20 protein-coding genes are annotated in these 20,042 nt (G+C 44.7%); 2 read left to right on the top strand and 18 right to left on the bottom strand.

Annotated features, from left to right (window positions below; all coding sequences use genetic code 11):
• Positions 1–215: 215 nt before the first annotated feature.
• Complete coding sequence (locus tag LSG31_RS16565; RefSeq protein ID WP_347436166.1) at positions 216–446, top strand: hypothetical protein; 231 nt, start codon at positions 216–218, stop codon at positions 444–446.
• A 158-nt stretch (positions 447–604) separates the two neighbouring features.
• Positions 605–994 carry an LSm family protein gene (locus LSG31_RS16560; RefSeq protein WP_347436165.1) on the top strand — a complete coding sequence of 130 codons (390 nt, stop codon included), beginning with the start codon at positions 605–607 and terminating at the stop codon, positions 992–994.
• 37 nt (positions 995–1,031) lie between these two features.
• On the opposite strand, the gene LSG31_RS16555 is transcribed toward LSG31_RS16560, so the two are convergent.
• The 18 genes from LSG31_RS16555 to LSG31_RS16470 form a co-directional block, all read right to left on the bottom strand.
• Positions 1,032–2,042 carry an ABC transporter ATP-binding protein gene (locus tag LSG31_RS16555; protein ID WP_347439541.1) on the bottom strand — a complete coding sequence of 337 codons (1,011 nt, stop codon included), beginning with the start codon at positions 2,040–2,042 and terminating at the stop codon, positions 1,032–1,034.
• Between the two features lie 53 nt (positions 2,043–2,095).
• Positions 2,096–2,908 (bottom strand): ABC transporter permease, encoded by an 813-nt coding sequence (locus tag LSG31_RS16550; protein WP_347436164.1) that lies wholly within the window; start codon positions 2,906–2,908, stop codon positions 2,096–2,098.
• A gap of 8 nt (positions 2,909–2,916) precedes the next feature.
• Complete coding sequence (locus LSG31_RS16545; RefSeq protein ID WP_347436163.1) at positions 2,917–3,723, bottom strand: ABC transporter permease; 807 nt, start codon at positions 3,721–3,723, stop codon at positions 2,917–2,919.
• An 18-nt stretch (positions 3,724–3,741) separates the two neighbouring features.
• Positions 3,742–4,752, bottom strand: a complete 1,011-nt coding sequence (locus LSG31_RS16540) for an LLM class flavin-dependent oxidoreductase (RefSeq protein WP_347436162.1) — start codon at positions 4,750–4,752, stop codon at positions 3,742–3,744.
• A gap of 50 nt (positions 4,753–4,802) precedes the next feature.
• Positions 4,803–6,083 carry an MFS transporter gene (locus LSG31_RS16535; RefSeq protein WP_347436161.1) on the bottom strand — a complete coding sequence of 427 codons (1,281 nt, stop codon included), beginning with the start codon at positions 6,081–6,083 and terminating at the stop codon, positions 4,803–4,805.
• Between the two features lie 720 nt (positions 6,084–6,803).
• Entirely contained in the window at positions 6,804–7,229 is a 426-nt protein-coding gene (speD, locus tag LSG31_RS16530) for an adenosylmethionine decarboxylase (protein WP_347436160.1), read from the bottom strand.
• 268 nt (positions 7,230–7,497) lie between these two features.
• Positions 7,498–8,073 (bottom strand): non-ribosomal peptide synthetase module, encoded by a 576-nt coding sequence (locus LSG31_RS16525; RefSeq protein ID WP_347436159.1) that lies wholly within the window; start codon positions 8,071–8,073, stop codon positions 7,498–7,500.
• A 206-nt stretch (positions 8,074–8,279) separates the two neighbouring features.
• Positions 8,280–9,740 (bottom strand): aminotransferase class V-fold PLP-dependent enzyme, encoded by a 1,461-nt coding sequence (locus LSG31_RS16520; RefSeq protein ID WP_347436158.1) that lies wholly within the window; start codon positions 9,738–9,740, stop codon positions 8,280–8,282.
• 168 nt (positions 9,741–9,908) lie between these two features.
• Positions 9,909–10,583, bottom strand: coding sequence for an NTP transferase domain-containing protein (locus tag LSG31_RS16515; RefSeq protein WP_347436157.1), 675 nt, complete (start codon positions 10,581–10,583; stop codon positions 9,909–9,911).
• A complete protein-coding gene (locus LSG31_RS16510; protein WP_347436156.1) occupies positions 10,549–11,031 on the bottom strand; it encodes a DinB family protein in 483 nt (160 codons plus the stop codon). Before LSG31_RS16510 ends, LSG31_RS16515 begins: the two co-directional genes overlap by 35 nt.
• Before the next feature lie 75 nt (positions 11,032–11,106).
• Positions 11,107–13,719, bottom strand: a complete 2,613-nt coding sequence (gene clpB / locus LSG31_RS16505; protein WP_347436155.1) for an ATP-dependent chaperone ClpB — start codon at positions 13,717–13,719, stop codon at positions 11,107–11,109.
• A gap of 210 nt (positions 13,720–13,929) precedes the next feature.
• The gene (locus LSG31_RS16500; protein WP_347436154.1) at positions 13,930–14,190 is read right to left on the bottom strand and encodes a metal-sensitive transcriptional regulator; all 261 of its coding nucleotides are present in this window, start codon (positions 14,188–14,190) and stop codon (positions 13,930–13,932) included.
• A 23-nt stretch (positions 14,191–14,213) separates the two neighbouring features.
• Positions 14,214–14,537, bottom strand: coding sequence for a rhodanese-like domain-containing protein (locus tag LSG31_RS16495; protein ID WP_347436153.1), 324 nt, complete (start codon positions 14,535–14,537; stop codon positions 14,214–14,216).
• A gap of 136 nt (positions 14,538–14,673) precedes the next feature.
• Positions 14,674–15,582 (bottom strand): serine O-acetyltransferase, encoded by a 909-nt coding sequence (locus LSG31_RS16490; RefSeq protein ID WP_347436152.1) that lies wholly within the window; start codon positions 15,580–15,582, stop codon positions 14,674–14,676.
• Between the two features lie 156 nt (positions 15,583–15,738).
• Positions 15,739–16,992 carry a M48 family metallopeptidase gene (locus tag LSG31_RS16485; protein ID WP_347436151.1) on the bottom strand — a complete coding sequence of 418 codons (1,254 nt, stop codon included), beginning with the start codon at positions 16,990–16,992 and terminating at the stop codon, positions 15,739–15,741.
• Between the two features lie 126 nt (positions 16,993–17,118).
• The gene (locus LSG31_RS16480) at positions 17,119–18,039 is read right to left on the bottom strand and encodes a ketopantoate reductase family protein (RefSeq protein ID WP_347436150.1); all 921 of its coding nucleotides are present in this window, start codon (positions 18,037–18,039) and stop codon (positions 17,119–17,121) included.
• Positions 18,040–18,230: 191 nt separating this feature from the next.
• On the bottom strand, positions 18,231–18,356 hold the full coding sequence (locus LSG31_RS16475) for a hypothetical protein (protein WP_347436149.1): 126 nt from the start codon (positions 18,354–18,356) through the stop codon (positions 18,231–18,233).
• 135 nt (positions 18,357–18,491) lie between these two features.
• Positions 18,492–19,985: an MDR family MFS transporter gene (locus LSG31_RS16470; protein WP_347436148.1), complete on the bottom strand. Its 1,494-nt coding sequence runs from the start codon at positions 19,983–19,985 to the stop codon at positions 18,492–18,494.
• Positions 19,986–20,042 lie beyond the last annotated feature (57 nt).

The raw sequence follows: 20,042 nt of genomic DNA, 5'->3' as shown, positions 1-20,042 counted from the left end.
AATAGTTCAAATGAACTAGTCAAAAATAATTCAAATAGTCCATCCCAAAAACCCTTGCAGTTTTTAAAATTATAGTAACAGGAATGAATCATCATCGATCCGATACGAAATGAACCGCATAACGATTTACATTTAAGAGTTGTTTCAATACATTTCAGAGGATTCTGAAAGCATCGTTTACAAATTCCAAATAGAGAGGTGTAGGGGAAATGAAAATGGAAATGTATACTTGGATGGGGATTTTTGGAGTCGTTTTAATGGGTGTCAGCGTCATCGCTTTTTTGTTCTTAATCCATCCGGATATAAAAAAGATCTTTCTGATACGGTTGAACAAATGGAAAAACCTCCGGTTGAGCATAGGGAGTTTGTACCATAATTGGATAGCGAAATGGAAAGATGCGAAAGCAGTGTCCCATAGTTTTGAAAACACAAATCTGGCGAAATAGACAGATGCCGTCCCAAATGAACGGGTCATTTCATAAAGTATAGCATCCGTTCGATACACCACATTCGAAATAGAAATCAGTCGATCCGGTTGTCCGCATAACCGGATCGATTGTTTTCTCTCGTCATACATGTTTTGAAAATGGAAAGGAGAATATTTGTGCAGGACAGTGGATTTCGCAGTTTTTGCAATGGTTATGTCGGCAAGCAAGTCATGGTGCGCTTAAAAAACGGAACCGTTCACCAAGGAGTCCTACATTCGATTACAAACGAAGGAATTGTATTGCGTCCCGCAAATGGAAATCAGTTCGCAGCCGGAACCGCGCACAGCAACGGGAACATCCAACAAGCAATCTTGGGAGAATCGGATGGCACGGAAGCAACACAAACATGGTGGCCCGTCTGGTTTCTGATTGCATTTGCTTTAATTGCCGGTTTTTGGGGCTTTGGCGCCGGCGGTTGGAACGGATATGGAAGACCGGGCGTATACGGGGGATCTGTCGCTCCCTATGGCGGATACGGTGGTTACGGCAGAGGATTCATGTGGTAATAAGAAAAGCTGGCACCAGGATGCGTCCCTCCTGGTGTCATCCCTGTTTGTGCGCGACCCCTTGCGGGTTTTCGATTCCTTCCTGATAAATTTGCCGAATAATCGTGTCAATATCCGGTTCCTCGATGGTCAAATCATGAATTTCGTACTGGTCCGAGATTCTTTGAATCAACTGAGAAGCACGGATCCGGTTGCGGTCAAAACGAAACCATTTCCGCGTTCCTTCTTCCCGTATGAGTTCCGCTTCCTCGATTTGAAACGAAGCATCCTGACCAACATCGACGATCAAGACGCGATAGGTTCCATACATATCCTTAATGGTGGATAACGGCCCATCATACATGACATGGCCTTTATCAATGAGTATCATGCGGCTGCACAACTTTTCAATGTCTGCCATATCATGTGTCGTCAAAATGACGGTAACATTGCGTTCCAGATTCATCTCTTGAATAAACGTTCGCATTTTCTCTTTTGCGACAACATCGAGCCCAATTGTCGGTTCGTCGAGAAACAGGATCTTTGGATCATGCAAAAGCGCTGCAGCAATATCCGCCCGCATGCGCTGTCCCAACGAAAGCTGCCGAACCGGCGTCTGGAAAAATTCATCCAATCCAAGTACCTCTGTGAATGTCTGCATATTGATACGGTAGCGGGAATCGGAAATTTGGTACACTTGCTTTAATAGTTCAAAGGATTCAATCGTCGGCAGATCCCACCACAACTGGCTTCTTTGTCCAAACACCACGCCGATTTGCAGGGCGTTTTTTTGCCGTTCTTGGTAAGGCACAATCCCGTTGACGCGAATGTCCCCTGCCGTCGGGACGAGAATGCCTGTCAGCATTTTAATCGTCGTGGATTTCCCGGCGCCATTTGGACCAATATATCCGACCATCTCTCCGGCGCCGATCGCGAATGAAACATCTTCAACGGCTGTTTTCACGATATATTCCCTGTGAAACAAGCTTTGAAAAGCGCCCCACATCCCCGCTTGCCGTTTGGCGATCGAAAACTGTTTGGAGAGATGCTGTACTTCGATTACGTTCACAATTGCCAATCCCCCACTCTTCATCAATTCCAACACTGCCCATTCCCCTTCATTTACGAACCGGCGCTTTTGTAACGATTCAAACCCGCCATCCAAATGCGGTAACATATATAGAAAAACACGAGCCCGATCACCGGACTGATTTCTCCGAATACCTGAACACTCCGGCTCTTGGCTTTTCCCAGCAGCACGATGGCCGGAAAATAATTGACAAATGCAAAAGGAATGAGATAGGTAACAAGCCATTGCAGCAATCGCGGATAAATCGATAACGGATAATTCATCATGCTTTTGGCTGGAAACATAATGACCCAGTACAGCCGTTCGGAACGCGTCGTCCAAAATGCGGCTGCCGATATGAGAATGATCAGTCCGCCTTGAATGCATGTGCCGCCAAGGATCGCCCCGATCAATACAAATACATCCAGGAGCTGCCATTGCAAGTGCAAATGGGAAGCAGCGAGACAAAGTGCAATGATACTGAACAGCAATTGTCCAAATGCTCCCACATCAAATTTCATCGCCATAAAATGAAAAAACGGATGGATGGGGCGAATGAGAAACCGGTCAAATGTGCCATTGAGAATATATTGATCCATGCTGCGAAAATGAAAGAAAAAAATTACGCAAACGCCCCATGACAAGACAGATAATGCAAATAAAAATAAAAGCTGCCAAAACGTCCAGCCGTGCAACTCTTGAAATCGGTACAACACCGTCCACATGGTGATGGCGGTTCCTGCATAACTCATCGCCCACCCGAGAATGTTCATAAAAAATGCGTATCGATACTGAAATTGTGCCCGGATACTCGCTTGTATCATCGTACCGTACAATCGGATATTCCTGCTCATCCTTGCTGCCATCCGCTCTCCTACCCTCCCTGTACAACGACTTTTGTTACAGCCCTTCGCCAAACGAAGCGCAAGATGCCATATGTGATGCAAATCCATAGGATTTGCAGCAAAATTTGTTGGAACGCCTGTTGCCGGGAAAGCAATCCCACAAAAATCGAATCAGGTACGAAGAAAATGCCTTGAAACGGCAGCCATTCCGCCAATACTCGCAGCCAATGAGGAAAAAACCAAAGCGGCACTGTGGTGCCGGACAGAAGTGATACGGAAAAATAGAAAATATCTTCCACGCCGCCTGTTTCGACAAGCCAGAAGGTAAATAGGCCAAATGTCAACTCTATGCTATAGCGAATCAGATAACCCAAAAAAGCGGATAACAGGAATAAAAGCCATCCCGATGCCGTATGCGGCATGACCGGATGAAAGAAAAAACCTAGACTCGCATACAGCGGCAAAATCGCGACAAGAAAATAAAAGAACATGCTGCCAAAGTCTGAAAACAATACTTTCAACGGATAATCGAAGGGCCGGACGATTTCCATCGCGATATCGCCGGTTCGCACCCGCTCCTGAATCTCCCACAGGGGTGTAGCAGCGCCATGCAGCCCGGACAGTGCCTGGCTGATCAGAATATAGCTTAACATCGTATGAAAAGAAGTTCCGGAAGTCGTGAGTTTGCCTGCATAAAGACCGTACCAAATGAATCCCCACATGAAGAGAAAGATGATGTTGGCAAATAGCCGCGTCCACGCATCAAACCGGTACACGGCAGATCGTTGAAAGGATTTCCGCGAAAACTCCAGATACATTCGTAAACGTCGTGTCATTGTGCCTCCGCCCATATATTACGATATTGGCAATTGAAAAGCTTCCGCCAGCAAACGATAGGAATGAAGTTTTGCAGCAAAGTCATGTGTTGTGGTGACAATCATCCATTCATCCGTATTATACTCTTTGGCCATGGAGAGAATTTGCTGTTTGACAGACGTTGGAGATCCCACAATCATGCGTTTTCGATTTTCCAAGATTCGTTTCCGGTCAAACGCAGTATAGGGGAATTCCAATGCTTCCTGAACGGATGGAACTGCGTCAGGCCGCTTCCCTTGTTCATGCAGAAGAAGTATAAGATCCAAACTGGCAGCCAATCGTTCCGCTTCCCCATCCGTGTCTGCGCAAATGGCAAAAATCGCTGCGATCGACCGTGGTTTATTGCCTACAACAGTCGCTTGAAAGCGGGTTTGATAGTCTCTGACAACATCCGCTCCACCGTCCCCATTAATGAATTGGGCAAATGCAAAACCTGCGCCCCGTTCAGCGGCCAATCCGGCACTTTCTCCGCTTGATCCCAGCAGCCACATGTCTGGAACTGTGCTGGGAATCGGAGTTGCCTTAAGATTTTTAAAGCGATGACCAACAGGCAGCGTATCATAGAGATACCCGATCAGTTCATCGATTTGAACCGGATAGTGTTCAAAAGAAATATTCTTTCCGTCCTGTAATGCCCACGTAGCAATCGGATGGCCGCCTGGCGCCCTGCCCAAGCCCAAATCAATCCGCTCTGGATATAATGCTTCCAGTACGCGAAAGTTTTCAGCCACTTTGTACGAACTATAATGTGGCAGCATGACGCCGCCGGAACCTATTCGCAAATGTTTCGTTCGAGCGGCAAGATGACTGATCAAAATTTCCGGACTTGATCCTGCCAGGCTTAACGTATTATGATGTTCCGACACCCAAAAACGTTTGTAACCCAATGTTTCAACTTCCATCGCAAGCCGGGCAGTGTCAGCGAATGCTTCGTTTGGTGTTTTCCCGGCAGCCACCGGCGATTGATCCAATACACTTAACGTTACCATTTACGCTTCCCCCCATTTCGTTGATTGTTCCGGTTTCTCTAATCCTTTTATCATATTGCCTGACTTTTCGCATTTGTTTTGACATGATAGACAATCCAAAGGAAATTAAATAAAAAGAATGCTGACGTAAAGAAGAAGATATAGGAAATCCCTATATGTGAAGCGATAAATCCGCCAAATAACGGTCCTCCCACGCTGCCAAAGCCAACTGCTGCAGCATTAAATCCATAGACCACGCCTTGCGAGGCGTTCGGTGTCACTTTACGAATCATGGCGTTAATGGACGGCAACAACCCCCCAATACACAATCCCATCAGCAACCGCAATGCCATCAGTTCCCAAGGCGTTCGCACAAATGCCTGAGGAATATACAACACAGCCATTATCAGCAGAGCAGCCATTAAAATCCGCTGATTGCCATAACGATCACCAAGTCTGCCAAGGATCGGTGCGGCCAGAATCGTTCCAATACCGCTTGCTGCAAAAACCAGTCCGCCAACGACTGCAATGTGGCTTTGTACATGCAAGGATTGGATATACACGGTAATAATCGGTTCAATACTCTGCATGCCTGCCATAATCAAAAAGGAAGATAAAAAAAGCGCCAATAAGATAGGGTACTCTTTGACGATCGAACGAATCCCTCTTTGCTTGTCCGTAACAGGCGGATTGGCGTCAGATTTGCTTTCTTTGGAATCCCGTTTGCGATCCAAATTCCGGTGGACACGTCTTCTGAAAGAAAACCTTTCATACGTCTTGCTTTCATGCACACCCAGTATGACGATAATTGCCGCAAGCAGCAAAGCGGTTCCCGTCAAATAAAAGACGTTGCGAATCCCGATCCATTCCGCCAAAACACCACCCAAAAGCGGCCCGATCAAAGAACCTGTAACATTTCCCGTCTGCAGAATCCCCAGCGCTCTCCCTGCGTGTTCTTTTGGCGTTTCCGTCGCTTGCAGAGCGGTCGAAGTAGGTATAAATCCGGAAATCGTTCCCATCATCAGACGAAGCAGCAACAATTGCAAAGGAGATTTTGCAAATCCCATCAAAATCATGACAATTCCCATGCCTATACCGGATCGGATCAGCATGATCTTACGGCCGTAGCGGTCCGACAATTTCCCCCACAAAGGTGAAAATGTGGCTGATAAAAGCGGTGCGCCCGCGAATATCACACCGGCCCACAATTCTACATGGTGAATGTCTTTCACACCTAATTCCTGAATATACAAAGGTAAAAACGGAATAATTAAATTCATTCCCGCAAGCACAAAAAAATTGCCAAACCACAATATGACCAAATTTCGTTTCCACAGTTCAGTCGTTTTCATTTGAAATCACCAATACTTACATTAACATATTTTTCGAATTTCGAAAAATAGATTCCCCCCTAAAAAAAAGACCATCGAATGATGGTCGAATATTAACATGCAGACATCCCTTTACGGTAGATGCTGAATCCCTTTCCTAGCCAGGAACGTGTGTAGTCAATTGTTATGCCATCCATGTATGATGATATACCGGAATTATAAACAAATTGTATGCCGTCTTGCACGATACGTTCATCATGCTCATCTGCTGACTCTTCCAGAGTCATTCCATAATTGGGACCGCCTCAGCCAACTCCTGCCAGATAAAGTCGAACCATGGTTTGATCGGAAGACGCGAGAATGGATTTCAGATGCTGCATTGCTTCATCTGTTATTTGAATCATGTTTTTCCCTCCATCAATCTCGTTTTGACATCCAACATCGCATCACTGAAATGCTTTTCTTTCAACGTTCATATACCTATATGGGTATAAAAATACTATATGTAGTTTCATACAAGATGTCAATGCCGATCCGATTAAATCTGTACAGTTCCGGTTACACTTTTAAATTTATAAACGAAAACGACTGTCTGTGCATATGTATCATATCAATCGAATATTCCGTATTGACCGAAACTTCAGAAATTTACAGTATTGAAAAAAATTGCCAAACAAATAAAAAACCAAGTACCCGGTCAGGTGCTTGGTTTAGTGCTTGGTTTATAGAATTCTATCGAAATTACTTTGCAATTAATTCCGGTTGTTCAATCACTTGTTCTTCGTGAGTCAAATTTGGTTTGACAACTTCGAATTCACCAGTTCCTCGAATCAGTTTGTGCGCATAAATTTTCCTCGGTTTTAAAGATTGAACCATATACTGAATCGCAACATCAGGATCAACCGTTTCTCCGCATGTATAACAATCCAAAGCGGCAAAACCTCGCTCAGGATATGTGTGAATGGAGAGATGACTTTCCGATAATAATACGAGTACAGTTGCTCCTTGTGGTTCAAATTGCTTGGCCTGTACAGACATGACAGTCGCTCCGCAAGCTTCGGCAGCTTCAATCATCTGGTGCTGCAGCCATTGTGCATCATTTAACAATTCAAAATCTACGCCCCAAGTATCAATTGCAACATGTCTTCCGAATGTCGAGTATTCCATCTCTGAATTCTCCTCTCTTAGGGAAGGTATAGGTATTGTTGATATGTCGAAAAAGAGAATAGGACCTACGCCATTCACTAACCGGAGGAGATGTTCCATGAGTGAATCCTGGTTCCTAGAAAACTCATACGAACAATAAATTAACATGAATTTCGAATTTGGACAATAGTTTTTTTTTACGATCGAAAGATGTAATTTATTGCTAACAAAAAATAAAGGAGTGAAGACAATGTCCTCACTCCATATAGCAAATCATATTTTGATTCAATCAGCCCTCTAATAGGAATAATTCATGTGCCAATACTTTAAGTTTCTCGTCGATTTCTTCCACTCGCACCCGTTTTGACCGCTGATCCAAAAGCAAATCGATTTGCAATTGAATCCATTCCGCTTGACACTCAATCCAAGACTCGGAATACAATTGTTGAAATTGCCGCACAGGATTTTTGTACTCGTAAATCACCCGCGCCGTATTCCCTTTTAACTCCTGAATTTTGATTACTTCGCCGCCATCATAATGATACTCGATCGCATTTGTCGGATAAATACGCTGAACAATCGCCTCACCTTTGAAGGAATGAATCGCTTTGCGCACCGTATTCGCCAGTTGTAAATCTTCAATACAAAAGGATCCTTCGAACAAATAATGCGAACCGTTTGGATGGAATACGAGAGGAATTTGTTTTTCGTGATCATGCAGGATCAATTCTGTATCGCCGTTTTCATATACGAAAACTTGTGTTACAGCATGATGGCCTTCAAATAAATTCATAAACGTTTGCAATGCTTGAGGACTTAGTTCCAACCGAATGTGTTTGTAATCTGTGGCTACTCGTCGAGCCATGAAAGATCGCTCCTATTTTGACCGATTGTTTATATTATACCGTAAGTCCTCATAAAATTTCATGCTGCAAATGCTTGCAAATGCTTTTATTCTGTTGAGAATAGTGTTCAATTTCAGGAATTAGACATGGATATACTGCCTATATCCCTGTTTTTCTTCATTTTCGAAAGGTTTTTATATATTTCTGAAAAGAATGCAAGAAGACGTTAAAGCCGAAACATTTTCTCAATCATAGGCTGATTCGTCTGTTGTCGGACATACGTAAATTCATTCGTCTTGGCAGAATACCTATACTCTTCCTTCCACTTGTTTCCGTTTTTGACCGTTTCTGCAATTCCTTCAACAATCGTCTGCACATCTTTATCTGTCATAATTGGATGCAAGGATATTCGCACCCATCCCGGTTTTGTCGATAAGTCCCCGGCTGCAATCGCAGCTTTTATTTGTTTGGATTGTAGCCGTGATAAGCGCAGCAGATAATGGCCATAGGGTCCCGCACAAGCACAACCGCCGCGAACTTGAATGCCAAATCGATCATTTAAAAGCTTCGCAAACAAATTGTAGTGGATATCTTTTGCTTGAAACGACACGATGCCATGCCTGTCTTCCAGATGGCCGCCAAGGACCGTGATCCCTGGTATCTCCCGCATGCCTTTTATTAAAAGATGCAATAATTCTTTTTCCCGCTTCTCTATGTTTTCGATGCCCATCGCTTCTTTCAAGCGAATACAAAGAGCTGTGCGAATGACTTGCAGGAAACCAGGAGTCCCTCCGTCTTCCCGCATTTCGATAGCGGAGGCATACAACTTTCCTCCCCACGGATCTGTGAATTCAACCGTTCCGCCGCCCGGTTGATCCGGGATTGTATTTTTATACAATGAAGAATCAAATACCATGACGCCGGATGTCCCCGGACCACCTAAAAATTTATGAGGAGAAAAGAAAATGCCATCCAATTTTTCCAATGGAGACGCTGGGTGCATATCGATTTTTACATATGGAGCGCTTGCAGCAAAATCAACAAAACAAATGCCTCCATGCTCATGCAGCATTTTCGCCATTGTATGATAGGGTGTCTGTATTCCGGTTACATTGGAGCAGGCGGTAAAAGACCCGATCTTAACGGTTCGGTTTTTGTATTTTTCCAACAAGTATTGAAAATGCTTCAGATCGACCAGACCGTTGGGTGTCGGCTGGATAATTTCCACATCGGCAATTGTTTCCTCCCAAGAAATATGGTTGGAATGATGTTCCATGTGTGTAAGGAATACAATGGGCTTTTCTTGCAATCGTACTTGTCCCAGAAACTTCTCATGGACTCGCAAACCTAATATTCTTTGCATTTTATTGATTACGGCAGTGGTGCCATTCCCCGCATTCAAAATCACATCATGATCATTTGCATGAACATGATGTTTGATGATTTGCAGCGCTTCATGGTAGGCGTTTGTCATGGCCGCCCCGGTGAGGCTTGCCTCCGAATGTGTATTTCCCACCAGAGGGCCGAAAACTTGACTGATTCGTTCTTCGATTGGCAAATATAATCGCCCGCTCGCCGTCCAATCCGCGTAAATCATGCGTTTCTTTCCGTTTGGCGATACGAATGTATGGTGATATCCGATCGTTTGATTGCGAAAGGGTTTAAAGTAACGCTCCAATCGTCCCATTCAACCCACCCAAATTCATAAATTTTCATCATAAATTTTCGTGCGACAGACGTTTTCTTTTGTAACGCTGTAGTATACGCACAAATGGAATATTGGGTGAATGCCTAAAGAAAAAAGGATTTGGAATCCATGTCCAAATCCTTTTTCTCCATGCTTATATTTGCATAACTACCGTTTGTTTGCAATGTTTAGACATGTTTGATAATCTTCCGGAGTATCCACATCGATATACCAGTCGGAACCTTCATCTTCGATTCGCATCCCATTGTAGAATCCGGTTTGTACCATCCTTCCAGCTCCTTGATCCCCTTTCAATTGCAACAATTCCGGAAACAGGCTTGCTGCGAACAAAACGGGCGGATACGCAAGATTGCGATTGGTGAAACAAACGAACTGCAAACATTCTTTTGCTGCCCGTTTTTGCTCAAAGACTTCACACAAGCGATTGATGTGTGAAGTCGTAACGAACGGTTGATCTGCAAGTCCAATCACAATCCCTTCAGCGCCAGCCGCTTGTGCCGCTAAAACACCGCAGCGCAAGGAATGGCTCATTCCTTTTTTTGCATCTTGACAACAAACTTGCATCCATTTGTTTCGAACGGGAACGGCAAAACAATCTTCATCCATCCACTGCAGCGTATCTGTTGTTTGCGTTACAACTGCGATCTTTTGCAATTGGGATGCAAGATATTTGGATAACGACAGACTGCCGACCGTTTTCTCGCAGAAAGGTAATGCCAATTTCGATGTCCCCATGCGGTTGCTGTTTCCGGCCGCCAAGAATACTCCCATGATGAAACGGGAACTATTATTTTGTCGCACTGACAACACGCCGTAGCGCATTAATAAACCCCGTATGGTTTCCTTCATGATAAATTCCGAGATTCAATACTTCTCCATATGTCTCAAATTGGAGGCCAGTTGAGCCTAACGGAACCGGATTGGCAAGCGCTTCGTCCAAACGTCCGCTTAAAGCGGTTTGGATGCGGGACAACTGGTCTTCCAACTGTTGGATCAACGTCGCAAAGGATGGCGGCTCGCCTGTCCAATCGGACGGTTTGGTGCCATTGCCGAAAAACGTAACGTACTCCTTGGGAAGTTGTGCTTCATGGCCTGTTTTTCCCAGTACATAATATTCGGCTACCACTAAAATATGCCCGACGTTCCAGCGTATTGTGTTATTAAAACCGGCTGGCTGGATGTCGATGACATCCTCGGGAATGGACTGCACCATGCGCAGCAGACTTTTTCTCGCATGAACCAACTGTTTTAAACCATTTGTTTGACTCATTTTCTCATTCCTCCTCTTTTCCAGTGGGAAACACCCAACAAAATCATACCATAAATCGGCAGAATTGTTTGCTTTTCAAGCCTGTACTGGCTCGATCTGCAATTGTCCATTTTTTTCATCAATCGTAATATTCGATCCATCAGCAAACGTACCGGCTATGATCGCCTTTGCGAGCAGCGTTTCCACATGGCGCTGCAAAAATCTGCGCAGGGGACGGGCGCCGTACACCGGATCATATGCTACTTTCGCCATGAATTGCTTGGCCCGCTCCGTCAATTGGAGATGCAGTTTGCGATCCCGCAGCCGATTTTGCAGATCTGCAAGCAATGCATCGATAATATGGATCACTTCGTTTTGCGTCAAAGGTTTAAATACGATGATATCGTCGATCCGGTTTAAAAATTCCGGGCGAAAATGGAGCCGCAATTCCCGCATCACGCGATCTGTTGCCTCTTGCCTGATGTCGCCGGATTCATTCATTCCTTCCAACAACTCATGTGATCCGATATTGGATGTCAGGATGAGCACCGTATTTTTAAAATCCACCGTTCGGCCTTTTGAATCTGTAATTCTCCCGTCGTCCAGCACTTGCAAGAGCACGTGAAAAACGTCCGCATGAGCCTTTTCGATTTCATCAAACAGTACAACGGAATACGGTTTGCGGCGTACGGCTTCCGTCAATTGCCCGCCTTCTTCAAACCCGATGTAGCCAGGAGGCGCACCGATCAGACGGGATACACTGTGTTTCTCCATATATTCACTCATATCGATGCGGACCAATTGCTCTTCCGAATCAAACAACGTGACGGCAAGTGTTTTGGCGAGCTCCGTCTTCCCTACGCCGGTCGGCCCCAAAAAGATAAAGGAACCGATCGGGCGACGAGGGTCGTTGATGCCTGCACGCGCGCGCAAGATCGCTTCTGCGACACGTTTTACCGCTTCGTCCTGACCGATCACTCGTTCATGTAATGTTTGCTCCAATTTTAACAGTTTCTCACGATCGCTTTCCAATAATTTGGTCAAAGGAATCCCCGTCCATTTGGAGATGATGCGTGCAATTTCGTCATCCGTAACTTCTTGCCGAAGCAACATAAACTCATTCTGCGTCTGTGATTGTTTTCTTTCCTCTTCCTTGATCTGTTTTTCCAGTTGCGGGAGTCTCCCATATTTTAATTCGGCCGCTTTCTCCAGATCATAGGATCGTTCTGCTTGTTCAATTTGCTGTTGGAGCGTTTCCCATTGTTCGCGCAGTGTCTGGATCTTGTGCAATGCCTGTTTCTCGTTGTCCCATTGGGCTTTTAACGTTATCAATTGCTCTCTGAGCTCTGTCAGCTCTTTTTGCAACAGCAGCAGACGCTCCTGGCTGACCGCATCCTGTTCTTTTTTTAATGCGGCTTCTTCAATTTCCAACTGCATGACACGGCGGGATATCTCATCAACCTCGGCCGGCATGGAATCGATTTCTGTCCGGATCATGGCACACGCTTCATCCACAAGGTCGATTGCCTTATCGGGCAAGAAGCGTTCGGCAATATAACGGTGTGACAGTTTGGCTGCTGCAATTAACGCTTGATCGTGGATCTTGACGCCGTGAAACAGTTCAAACCGTTCCTTCAGGCCGCGCAAAATGGAAATGGTATCTTCCACAGTCGGCTCGTCCGCCAATACGATCTGAAACCGCCGTTCCAATGCGGCGTCTTTTTCTATGTACTTGCGATATTCATCTAATGTGGTTGCGCCGATGCAATGCAATTCTCCCCGGGCCAGCATCGGTTTTAGCAAATTCCCGGCATCCATTGCCCCTTCTGTCTTGCCGGCACCGACGATGGTATGAATTTCATCGATAAATAATAAAATCCTTCCTTCGCTCTTTTTCACTTCTTGCAACACCGCTTTTAAACGCTCTTCAAATTCACCGCGAAATTTGGCGCCCGCGATTAACGCGCCCATATCCAACGCAAAAATTTTTTTATCTTTCAGCCCTTCCGGTACATCCCCGCGCAAAATCCGTTGTGCCAATCCTTCGACGATCGCCGTTTTACCGACACCCGGTTCACCGATCAAAACCGGGTTGTTCTTGGTCTTTCTGGCAAGAATTCGGATGACGTGACGAATTTCCGCATCGCGGCCGATGACGGGATCCAATTTATTTTTTTTCGCGGCTTCCACCATATCAAACCCGTACTTCTCCAGCGCTTCATAGGTGATTTCCGGCGTTGCGCTGGTAACCCGCTGGTTGCCGCGGACAGATGTGAGTGCTTGCAAGAATCCCTGGCGGTTCACTTTGTAGTTTTGCAACAGTCGTCCCAGTGCAGAATGCTTGTCAGTGTCCAACAACGCAAGAAACAAGTGCTCCACGGAAACATATTCATCATGCATCTGTTTCGCTTCTTCTTCTGCGTTCAATAACACTTGGTTTGCGTTTTGACTGATATAAATTTTACCCGGTTCCCGTCCCGGACCGGATACTCGCGGTTTGCTTTGAATCAACCGCTCTAGCTCCTTTTGCAGCCCTTGGACATCCACTTGCATTTTTTGCAAAAGGCGTGGAATCAGTCCTTCCTCTTGTTCAATCAGAGCACACAAGAGATGATCTGCATCAATTTCCATATTGTCATGCCGCAGTGCTTTTGATTCGGCTTGTTGGATGGCTTCGATTGATTTTTGCGTAAAACGATTCAGATCCATTCTGCATTCCCCCAATACTTTACATTATAATAAACTCGCCTCATTTCATTCATCTCTTGTCATAAACGTGTTAATTTTCCGGACAAATCCCTAAATTCAACAAATGGATATGTTCGAATCGCAGCAAAAAGGAACTCTCATATGTTTGAGAGTTCCATTTCATTTAAGAAATTCCTTTTATTTGAAGAATGCTTTAGAATTCCCATGGTATCATCTGCTTTTCACGAGCAAATCGACCGCTTCCTGGATCGCTTTGTCCGGTATGATGCCTTTTTCCATATCCATGCGGATACATTCCGCAAGATTGTTTGCAACGATTAACCCAATGGCCCGGTCTACAGCGGAACGAACGGCCGATAATTGCGTAACGACATCTTTACAATTCTTGTTTTGTTCGATCATGTTCGCAACACCGTGTATTTGCCCTTCAATTCGCCGTAGTCGGTTTTTGATTGCGTCATCATATTGCACCGTGTATCACCTCTACGTCTTCTTTATCGTTCGATATCCCCGTCCCAACCAAGCATGCCGCCCATTAGATTTTTTACATTGCGGTATCCTTGGCTCAGGAGAAACTCACACGCTTTCGCACTGCGGCCACCGCTTCTGCAAACCATAATTGCTTCTGCGTTTTTAGGAATCTCGTGGATGCGCTGCGGCAATTCAGACAAACGGATATGTTTGGCTCCTGGAATCTTGCCCGCAGCTACTTCATCGTTTTCACGGACATCGATAATTGTAAGTGTTTCACCTTTCTTTAATCGTTGATTCACATCAAAGGATGTAATATTTATTATTTTAGGTTTCGAACCAAACATCGTTGTTTCCTCCCATTCATTCATATACCATATAGGGTATATAATACGAGGAAACTCTAATTTCGTCAAGAGCGCACACGCCTATCCAATTTTTTGAAACCAAAAGATTGGAATCATTTGAGCTTCCGTTTCGTATTCATTTTCGCAACTCAATTTGCGGGCGGCTGATGACTTTGCTGCGCTGAGGAACACTTTCCGTCAGCCACACATTGCCCCCGATCACAGATCCTGCGCCGATCACTGTAGATCCTCCGAGTACTGTTGCTCCTGCGTAAATGGTTACATGATCCTCAATGGTGGGATGCCGTTTTGTGCCGCGCACCAAAGCGCCTGCTTCATCTTTCTCAAAGCTTAACGCGCCTAGCGTAACACCTTGGTATATTTTTACATGGTTTCCAATTTCGCATGTAGCCCCAATGACGACACCTGTTCCATGATCGATAAAAAAGCTGTGGCCGATACTGGCGCTGGGATGAATGTCAATTCCCGTGCGGCTATGGGCATATTCCGTCATAATGCGCGGAATTAAACCAACGTCTAATTTGTGTAAAATATTCGCAATCCGGTACACCATTACGGCAAACAGGCTGGGATATGCCAGAATAATCTCATCCAGATTGCTGGCAGCCGGATCTCCATCATATGCAGCCTGAATATCTTTTAAAAGAATTTCCCGAATATCCGGCAATCGTTCGACCAACTGTGTCGATTTATCCAAACTCAGCCGAAATATTTCACAGATGCAGTTGGGATTCATTTTACAGGTTTGCGGGCACGCATGTTCGATCGAATCATGGATCAATCGTGCCAGACGCCACTGTATGGCGCCTAATACTTCCAACAACGTCACTGGATTTTTCTCGTCGACGGAAGAAGGAAAATATCCCGGCAACAGTACGCCGCGAATTTCCATGAGGATCGAGATCACTTCTTCGCGATTTGGTACGATTTTGTTTTTATTCGAAAATTCCGGATGACTCGTATATCCATTTTGCAAAGCCAATGCTGTTCTTGCCAGTTGCTGCGAACCTTCTTGTGTCAACATGTCCCGCTTCCCTCTATTCTCAGTTTCCGGTTTCAATTTCTCCCCTACACAATCCATATCAAACGATTCATACATACTACAATCAATACCAGAATAAAAAAATTTTTTCAATAGATGATTATCATTTTCAATTCCTATCTGCCCATTATGTTTCCATTACGATTTCCAATGTGCAACAAAATCGATGCGCTGCAACAGCGTCGGGTGATCGTCTAAAAAGATGTAGACCAGGAAAGGGGGATTGACAGCTTGCAAGTCATGTTTTGCAAACATTTGAAACGATTGTATCGCATCTTTCTTATCGTGTGTCAACATCATCGCATATTGATCCGCCTGATGTTCCATCGTCCGGGAGATTGCGTTTTCCACCGGCAGGATGGCAAACGAGAGCACGGAATACAGCAATAACAACAACGGCAGAGCGACAAAATCATGCGGTCCATCGATATGCAGGCTTTCTTTGAAACGCTGTACGATCCACAGATAAAGTCGATAAAACACCCATAACACACCATAACCTATGAGCAGACCCACCACAATTCCGATGTAAATGTGGTGCAGCACATAATGGCCGATTTCGTGTGCGGTAACAAATACAATTTCCCCTTTTGTCATCGAATGCAATAACGTATCCCAATATACTACTCGCGTTTGGCTGCCAATTCCTGTTACGTATGCGTTCAGTTCATTTGTTTGTTTTGATTTATTCACCACATAAATTTGATCTGTAGGAATGTGGGCTTTTGTCGTCAACGATATGATTTCCGCTTTCAATTGTTGGTCAGGCAGTGGCTGAAACGTATTAAATATGGGATCCACGACGAGCGGCTGGATAAACATGAGGAAAATCGTAATGGGAATTGACAACACCCAGATCGAAATCCACCAACGATTGGGTTGTTTTTTGATCAGCCAGAAAACGCCCAAAAATAACGGAACTTGTGTAATCAAGTCAAGTCCAAACGATTTTAACAAGTCACCCAACCAAGAACTCGCGGTTTGGCTTGATAAATGATACAGATGGTCGATCACAAAATAAAATCCATTGATCGGCAAATGTACGATAAAAAGCAGCGCCAACAGACCAATCACATATAGAATCCTTTGGAATGCTTTCACATGTGTCATTTGCTGTGTCATGTATTTCATTCTTCCCGAGACTCCGCTAGTGAGCACAACGAAATAAATGATCCATTGCAATGGTTCAAAAATAAAGAAACTCACATACTGCAAACGAGAGACCGCATTTGCTTCATGAATTTGCGCTCGGCTCATAAATGTTGTCGGATCACTCACTCCGCCGATATCATATACTGGAACGCGGGAAGGATCTTGTGTATAAATATACGCCAAAATTCCCACCGCGTAGACGATATACGTAAAAGTCAAAGCTTTATAAACAGTCCGCATAGTCTCCTCCTTGATTCGATTGCGCCCCTAATCTTGATGAATTCAAACAGGGGAGAATCCATCTCCCCTTATAAGCTTTCACTATTCTCCATGATCGTCACACTGCATTTTAACAGCAATTCCATTTTAACAGCAATTCCCTTTTTCAAAAGGTTTAATCAGCCCATAAAGGGTTTCAATTACCGGCACTTGCAAAGATGCTTTATGGGCAAGCCTCACGGCCGCTCCTTGCAGACTCTCCACTTCTAACTCTAATCCTTTCCGAAAATCCTGGTGCATGGAGGAAGTCGTACCTTCTGCCATTTTTTCCAACATCAGCAACGTTTTTGTTACATAATCCTCTGCTTGCTGCCCGCCGTATTTGGCTGCCAGCGAACACATTTCCTCTAAAGAGCGCTGCAATACGCAGCGAGTAGCATCACAACCGACAACTCCGTCAATCGACAAGCGGGACGCTGTCGTAATTCCGGAAAACGCGGTGATGAATACATATTTGTGCCAAATGGAATGCCAAATATTTTCTTTGAAACTGATATCAAAATTGGCTTTTTTGGCTAATGCGTAAAACTCTTGGCAAAATGTTGTCTGTTGCGGCTCGATCGGTCCAAATGTCATGCTGTGAATTTGGTTCGTATGTATGATTTTACCATCCTGATCCAATGTGGCGATAATATGGCACAAACCGCCTAATACTGTATCTTTTCCGAACGCATGTTGCAACATCTCGAAATGCTCAACGCCATTGAGCAATGGCAATACTTTCGCACCTTTTTGAATGAGAGGGCAGATCGTTTCCAGAACAGATGATAAATGATAATTTTTAACAGATAATAGAATCAGATCGCAATGTTCAATCGCAGTCACATCTGTTGCAATCACAGGATGCAACACGACATTTCCGAATGGACTCTCGATTTGCAGCCCGGTTTGTTCCAACTGCAATGCCCGTTTTTCACGCACGAGAAACGTAACGTTTGCGCCCGCTTCCGCCAAGCGGCCGCCAAAATAGCCGCCAACCGCCCCTGCCCCAACAACCGTGATATTCAAACAACTCTCCCCTATCTCACATGAAATGGTTTGGAATCCTCCATTTGGCACACTATTTTCAAAGACGATTCACTAAGAAACAACTGGCGTGTCAAAAGGAGGATTGTACATAGTATACCATTTTCAGGATGATTCTTCTAAAAGAATAAAAAACACTCATTCCAGTTTACTGGATGAGTGCGTATGTCCGATTACCGTTTTATCCGATTCCGGCTTTCTGACATTTCTTTTGTATCAATCGTTGGGGTGCTGCGCGTATTCTTATTATCCAACTTATACTCAGGAACTGGATTCTGGGTTTTCTTTACTTTCTCCATGATCGACCGCCTCCTGTGAATACTCGGGTATTTGCATGCACAAATGAGACAATAGAACGCCTTCCAATGAAACCATTCGCGGAATTGTCCGCAATCTTACATCCCCTCAAATAGTATGTTTGACAACGGAAGGAATTATTCTGATTTTTGGGCGTTTGCGTTCCCTTCAAAACGGGGCAAACGCCATGTAGCAATATAGCCCAGCACTGCAATAACAGCCAAGGATAGATAAACATGGGAAATTCCGGATACGAACACTTCCCGCAATGTATGCAGCAACGGCTGCGGCAGCTGTTTGGCAAATTCCGGATTTAACAATTTGTTAAAATCTTCTATCGTATTGATTCCTTGTACAGAATGTCCTTTTAGGAATCCCTGCAAAGTATGATTGAATACAGTCCCAAACAGGACCACGCCGATCATCTGTCCCAGTGTACGTACGAAAGAAATGGATGCAGTAGCAACACCCCGTAAATTCCAGGATACAGAAGATTGTACGACAACAGTGAAGGATGTGACGGAAAACCCAAAACCAACGCCGGCAATAAACATGATGCATACAAATATTACATAACCGGTATGGATCGAAACTGTTGCAGCCCATATCGAAGCAATTGCAATACAGAGCGTACCGATCAAAGCGACTTTACGAGAACCGATTTTTAGCATCAGCCGCCCGCCGACGATAGCTCCCAACGTCCAACTAATGGACATTGGAGTTAAAGTAAGTCCGGATCCGGTCGCGCTATACCCTAACACCCCTTGGATCCACAGCGGTACATATGCATTGATTCCAATCAGAACGGCACTGATGAGAAAAGAAGCCAAATTGGATACGGAAATGACACGCATCCGAAACAAATGCAGCGGCAAAATCGGCTCCTTTACTTTTGTTTCAATCCTTACAAATAGCAATAGTGCAGCGAATGCCAGACAGAACAATGCGATCAGGACAGGCGAACTCCATGGCCAAGTTTGCCCGCCGCTTAAAAGCGCATACAATAACGCAGTTGCACCAATGGTAAACACACCTGCGCCAAGAATATCAATTTGATGTTTTTTCTTTTCAAAGGTTTCATGCAAAAACATCCATACCATGATCAGCGATACCAACCCGAACGGAACATTAAAATAAAAAATCCAGCGCCAGGAGATAGCATCCACAAAAAAACCGCCCACAAGGGGCCCTAAAATACCGGAAATCCCCCAAATGCCACTGAATAATCCCTGCATCTTGGCACGTTCTTCAAAAGTATAAATATCGCCGATGATTGTAAAAGTGATCGGCATGACCGCTCCGGCGCCGATTCCTTGGATCGCGCGAAAGAAAATCAATTGATCCATGGAATGGGCCAAACCGGAAAGCATGGAACCGCATAAGAATATGAGCGTCCCAACCGAGAAAATCATCTTTCTGCCAAACAAATCCGCCAACTTGCCATAAATCGGCGTAGTAACCGAAGTCGTCAACAAATAGACGGCATACACCCAACTGATCAGGTTGATTCCGCCTAGATCACTGATAATTGTAGGCATTGCAGTACTGACAACCGTAACCTCGATCGCCGCTAAAAATGTGGCAATCATCATGGCAATCGTTACGTTTTTTCGGTTGGTGCTTACTTGCATGACGTTTCCTCCTTTAAAAACAACCCTCCCGGTACATTCGCCGTTGCCAAGTTCTGT

The organism is Fodinisporobacter ferrooxydans (assembly GCF_022818495.1).
Classification (GTDB): Bacteria; Bacillota; Bacilli; order Tumebacillales; family MYW30-H2; genus Fodinisporobacter; species Fodinisporobacter ferrooxydans.
The sequence above is the reverse complement of the archived record's forward strand: the minus strand, read 5'-3'. Positions and strand labels throughout refer to the sequence as shown.

Excerpts from the sequence above, each read along its gene's own strand:
- LSG31_RS16565 (WP_347436166.1), top strand. The coding sequence starts at position 216 with ATGGAAATGTATACTTGGATGGGGATTTTTGGAGTCGTTTTAATGGGT.
- LSG31_RS16550 (WP_347436164.1), bottom strand. The coding sequence starts at position 2,908 with ATGGCAGCAAGGATGAGCAGGAATATCCGATTGTACGGTACGATGATA.
- LSG31_RS16545 (WP_347436163.1), bottom strand. The coding sequence starts at position 3,723 with ATGACACGACGTTTACGAATGTATCTGGAGTTTTCGCGGAAATCCTTT.
- LSG31_RS16540 (WP_347436162.1), bottom strand. The coding sequence starts at position 4,752 with ATGGTAACGTTAAGTGTATTGGATCAATCGCCGGTGGCTGCCGGGAAA.
- LSG31_RS16535 (WP_347436161.1), bottom strand. The coding sequence starts at position 6,083 with ATGAAAACGACTGAACTGTGGAAACGAAATTTGGTCATATTGTGGTTT.
- speD (WP_347436160.1), bottom strand. The coding sequence starts at position 7,229 with ATGGAATACTCGACATTCGGAAGACATGTTGCAATTGATACTTGGGGC.
- LSG31_RS16525 (WP_347436159.1), bottom strand. The coding sequence starts at position 8,073 with ATGGCTCGACGAGTAGCCACAGATTACAAACACATTCGGTTGGAACTA.
- LSG31_RS16520 (WP_347436158.1), bottom strand. The coding sequence starts at position 9,740 with ATGGGACGATTGGAGCGTTACTTTAAACCCTTTCGCAATCAAACGATC.
- LSG31_RS16515 (WP_347436157.1), bottom strand. The coding sequence starts at position 10,583 with ATGCGCTACGGCGTGTTGTCAGTGCGACAAAATAATAGTTCCCGTTTC.
- LSG31_RS16510 (WP_347436156.1), bottom strand. The coding sequence starts at position 11,031 with ATGAGTCAAACAAATGGTTTAAAACAGTTGGTTCATGCGAGAAAAAGT.
- clpB (WP_347436155.1), bottom strand. The coding sequence starts at position 13,719 with ATGGATCTGAATCGTTTTACGCAAAAATCAATCGAAGCCATCCAACAA.
- LSG31_RS16495 (WP_347436153.1), bottom strand. The coding sequence starts at position 14,537 with ATGTTTGGTTCGAAACCTAAAATAATAAATATTACATCCTTTGATGTG.
- LSG31_RS16490 (WP_347436152.1), bottom strand. The coding sequence starts at position 15,582 with ATGTTGACACAAGAAGGTTCGCAGCAACTGGCAAGAACAGCATTGGCT.
- LSG31_RS16485 (WP_347436151.1), bottom strand. The coding sequence starts at position 16,992 with ATGCGGACTGTTTATAAAGCTTTGACTTTTACGTATATCGTCTACGCG.
- LSG31_RS16475 (WP_347436149.1), bottom strand. The coding sequence starts at position 18,356 with ATGGAGAAAGTAAAGAAAACCCAGAATCCAGTTCCTGAGTATAAGTTG.
- LSG31_RS16470 (WP_347436148.1), bottom strand. The coding sequence starts at position 19,985 with ATGCAAGTAAGCACCAACCGAAAAAACGTAACGATTGCCATGATGATT.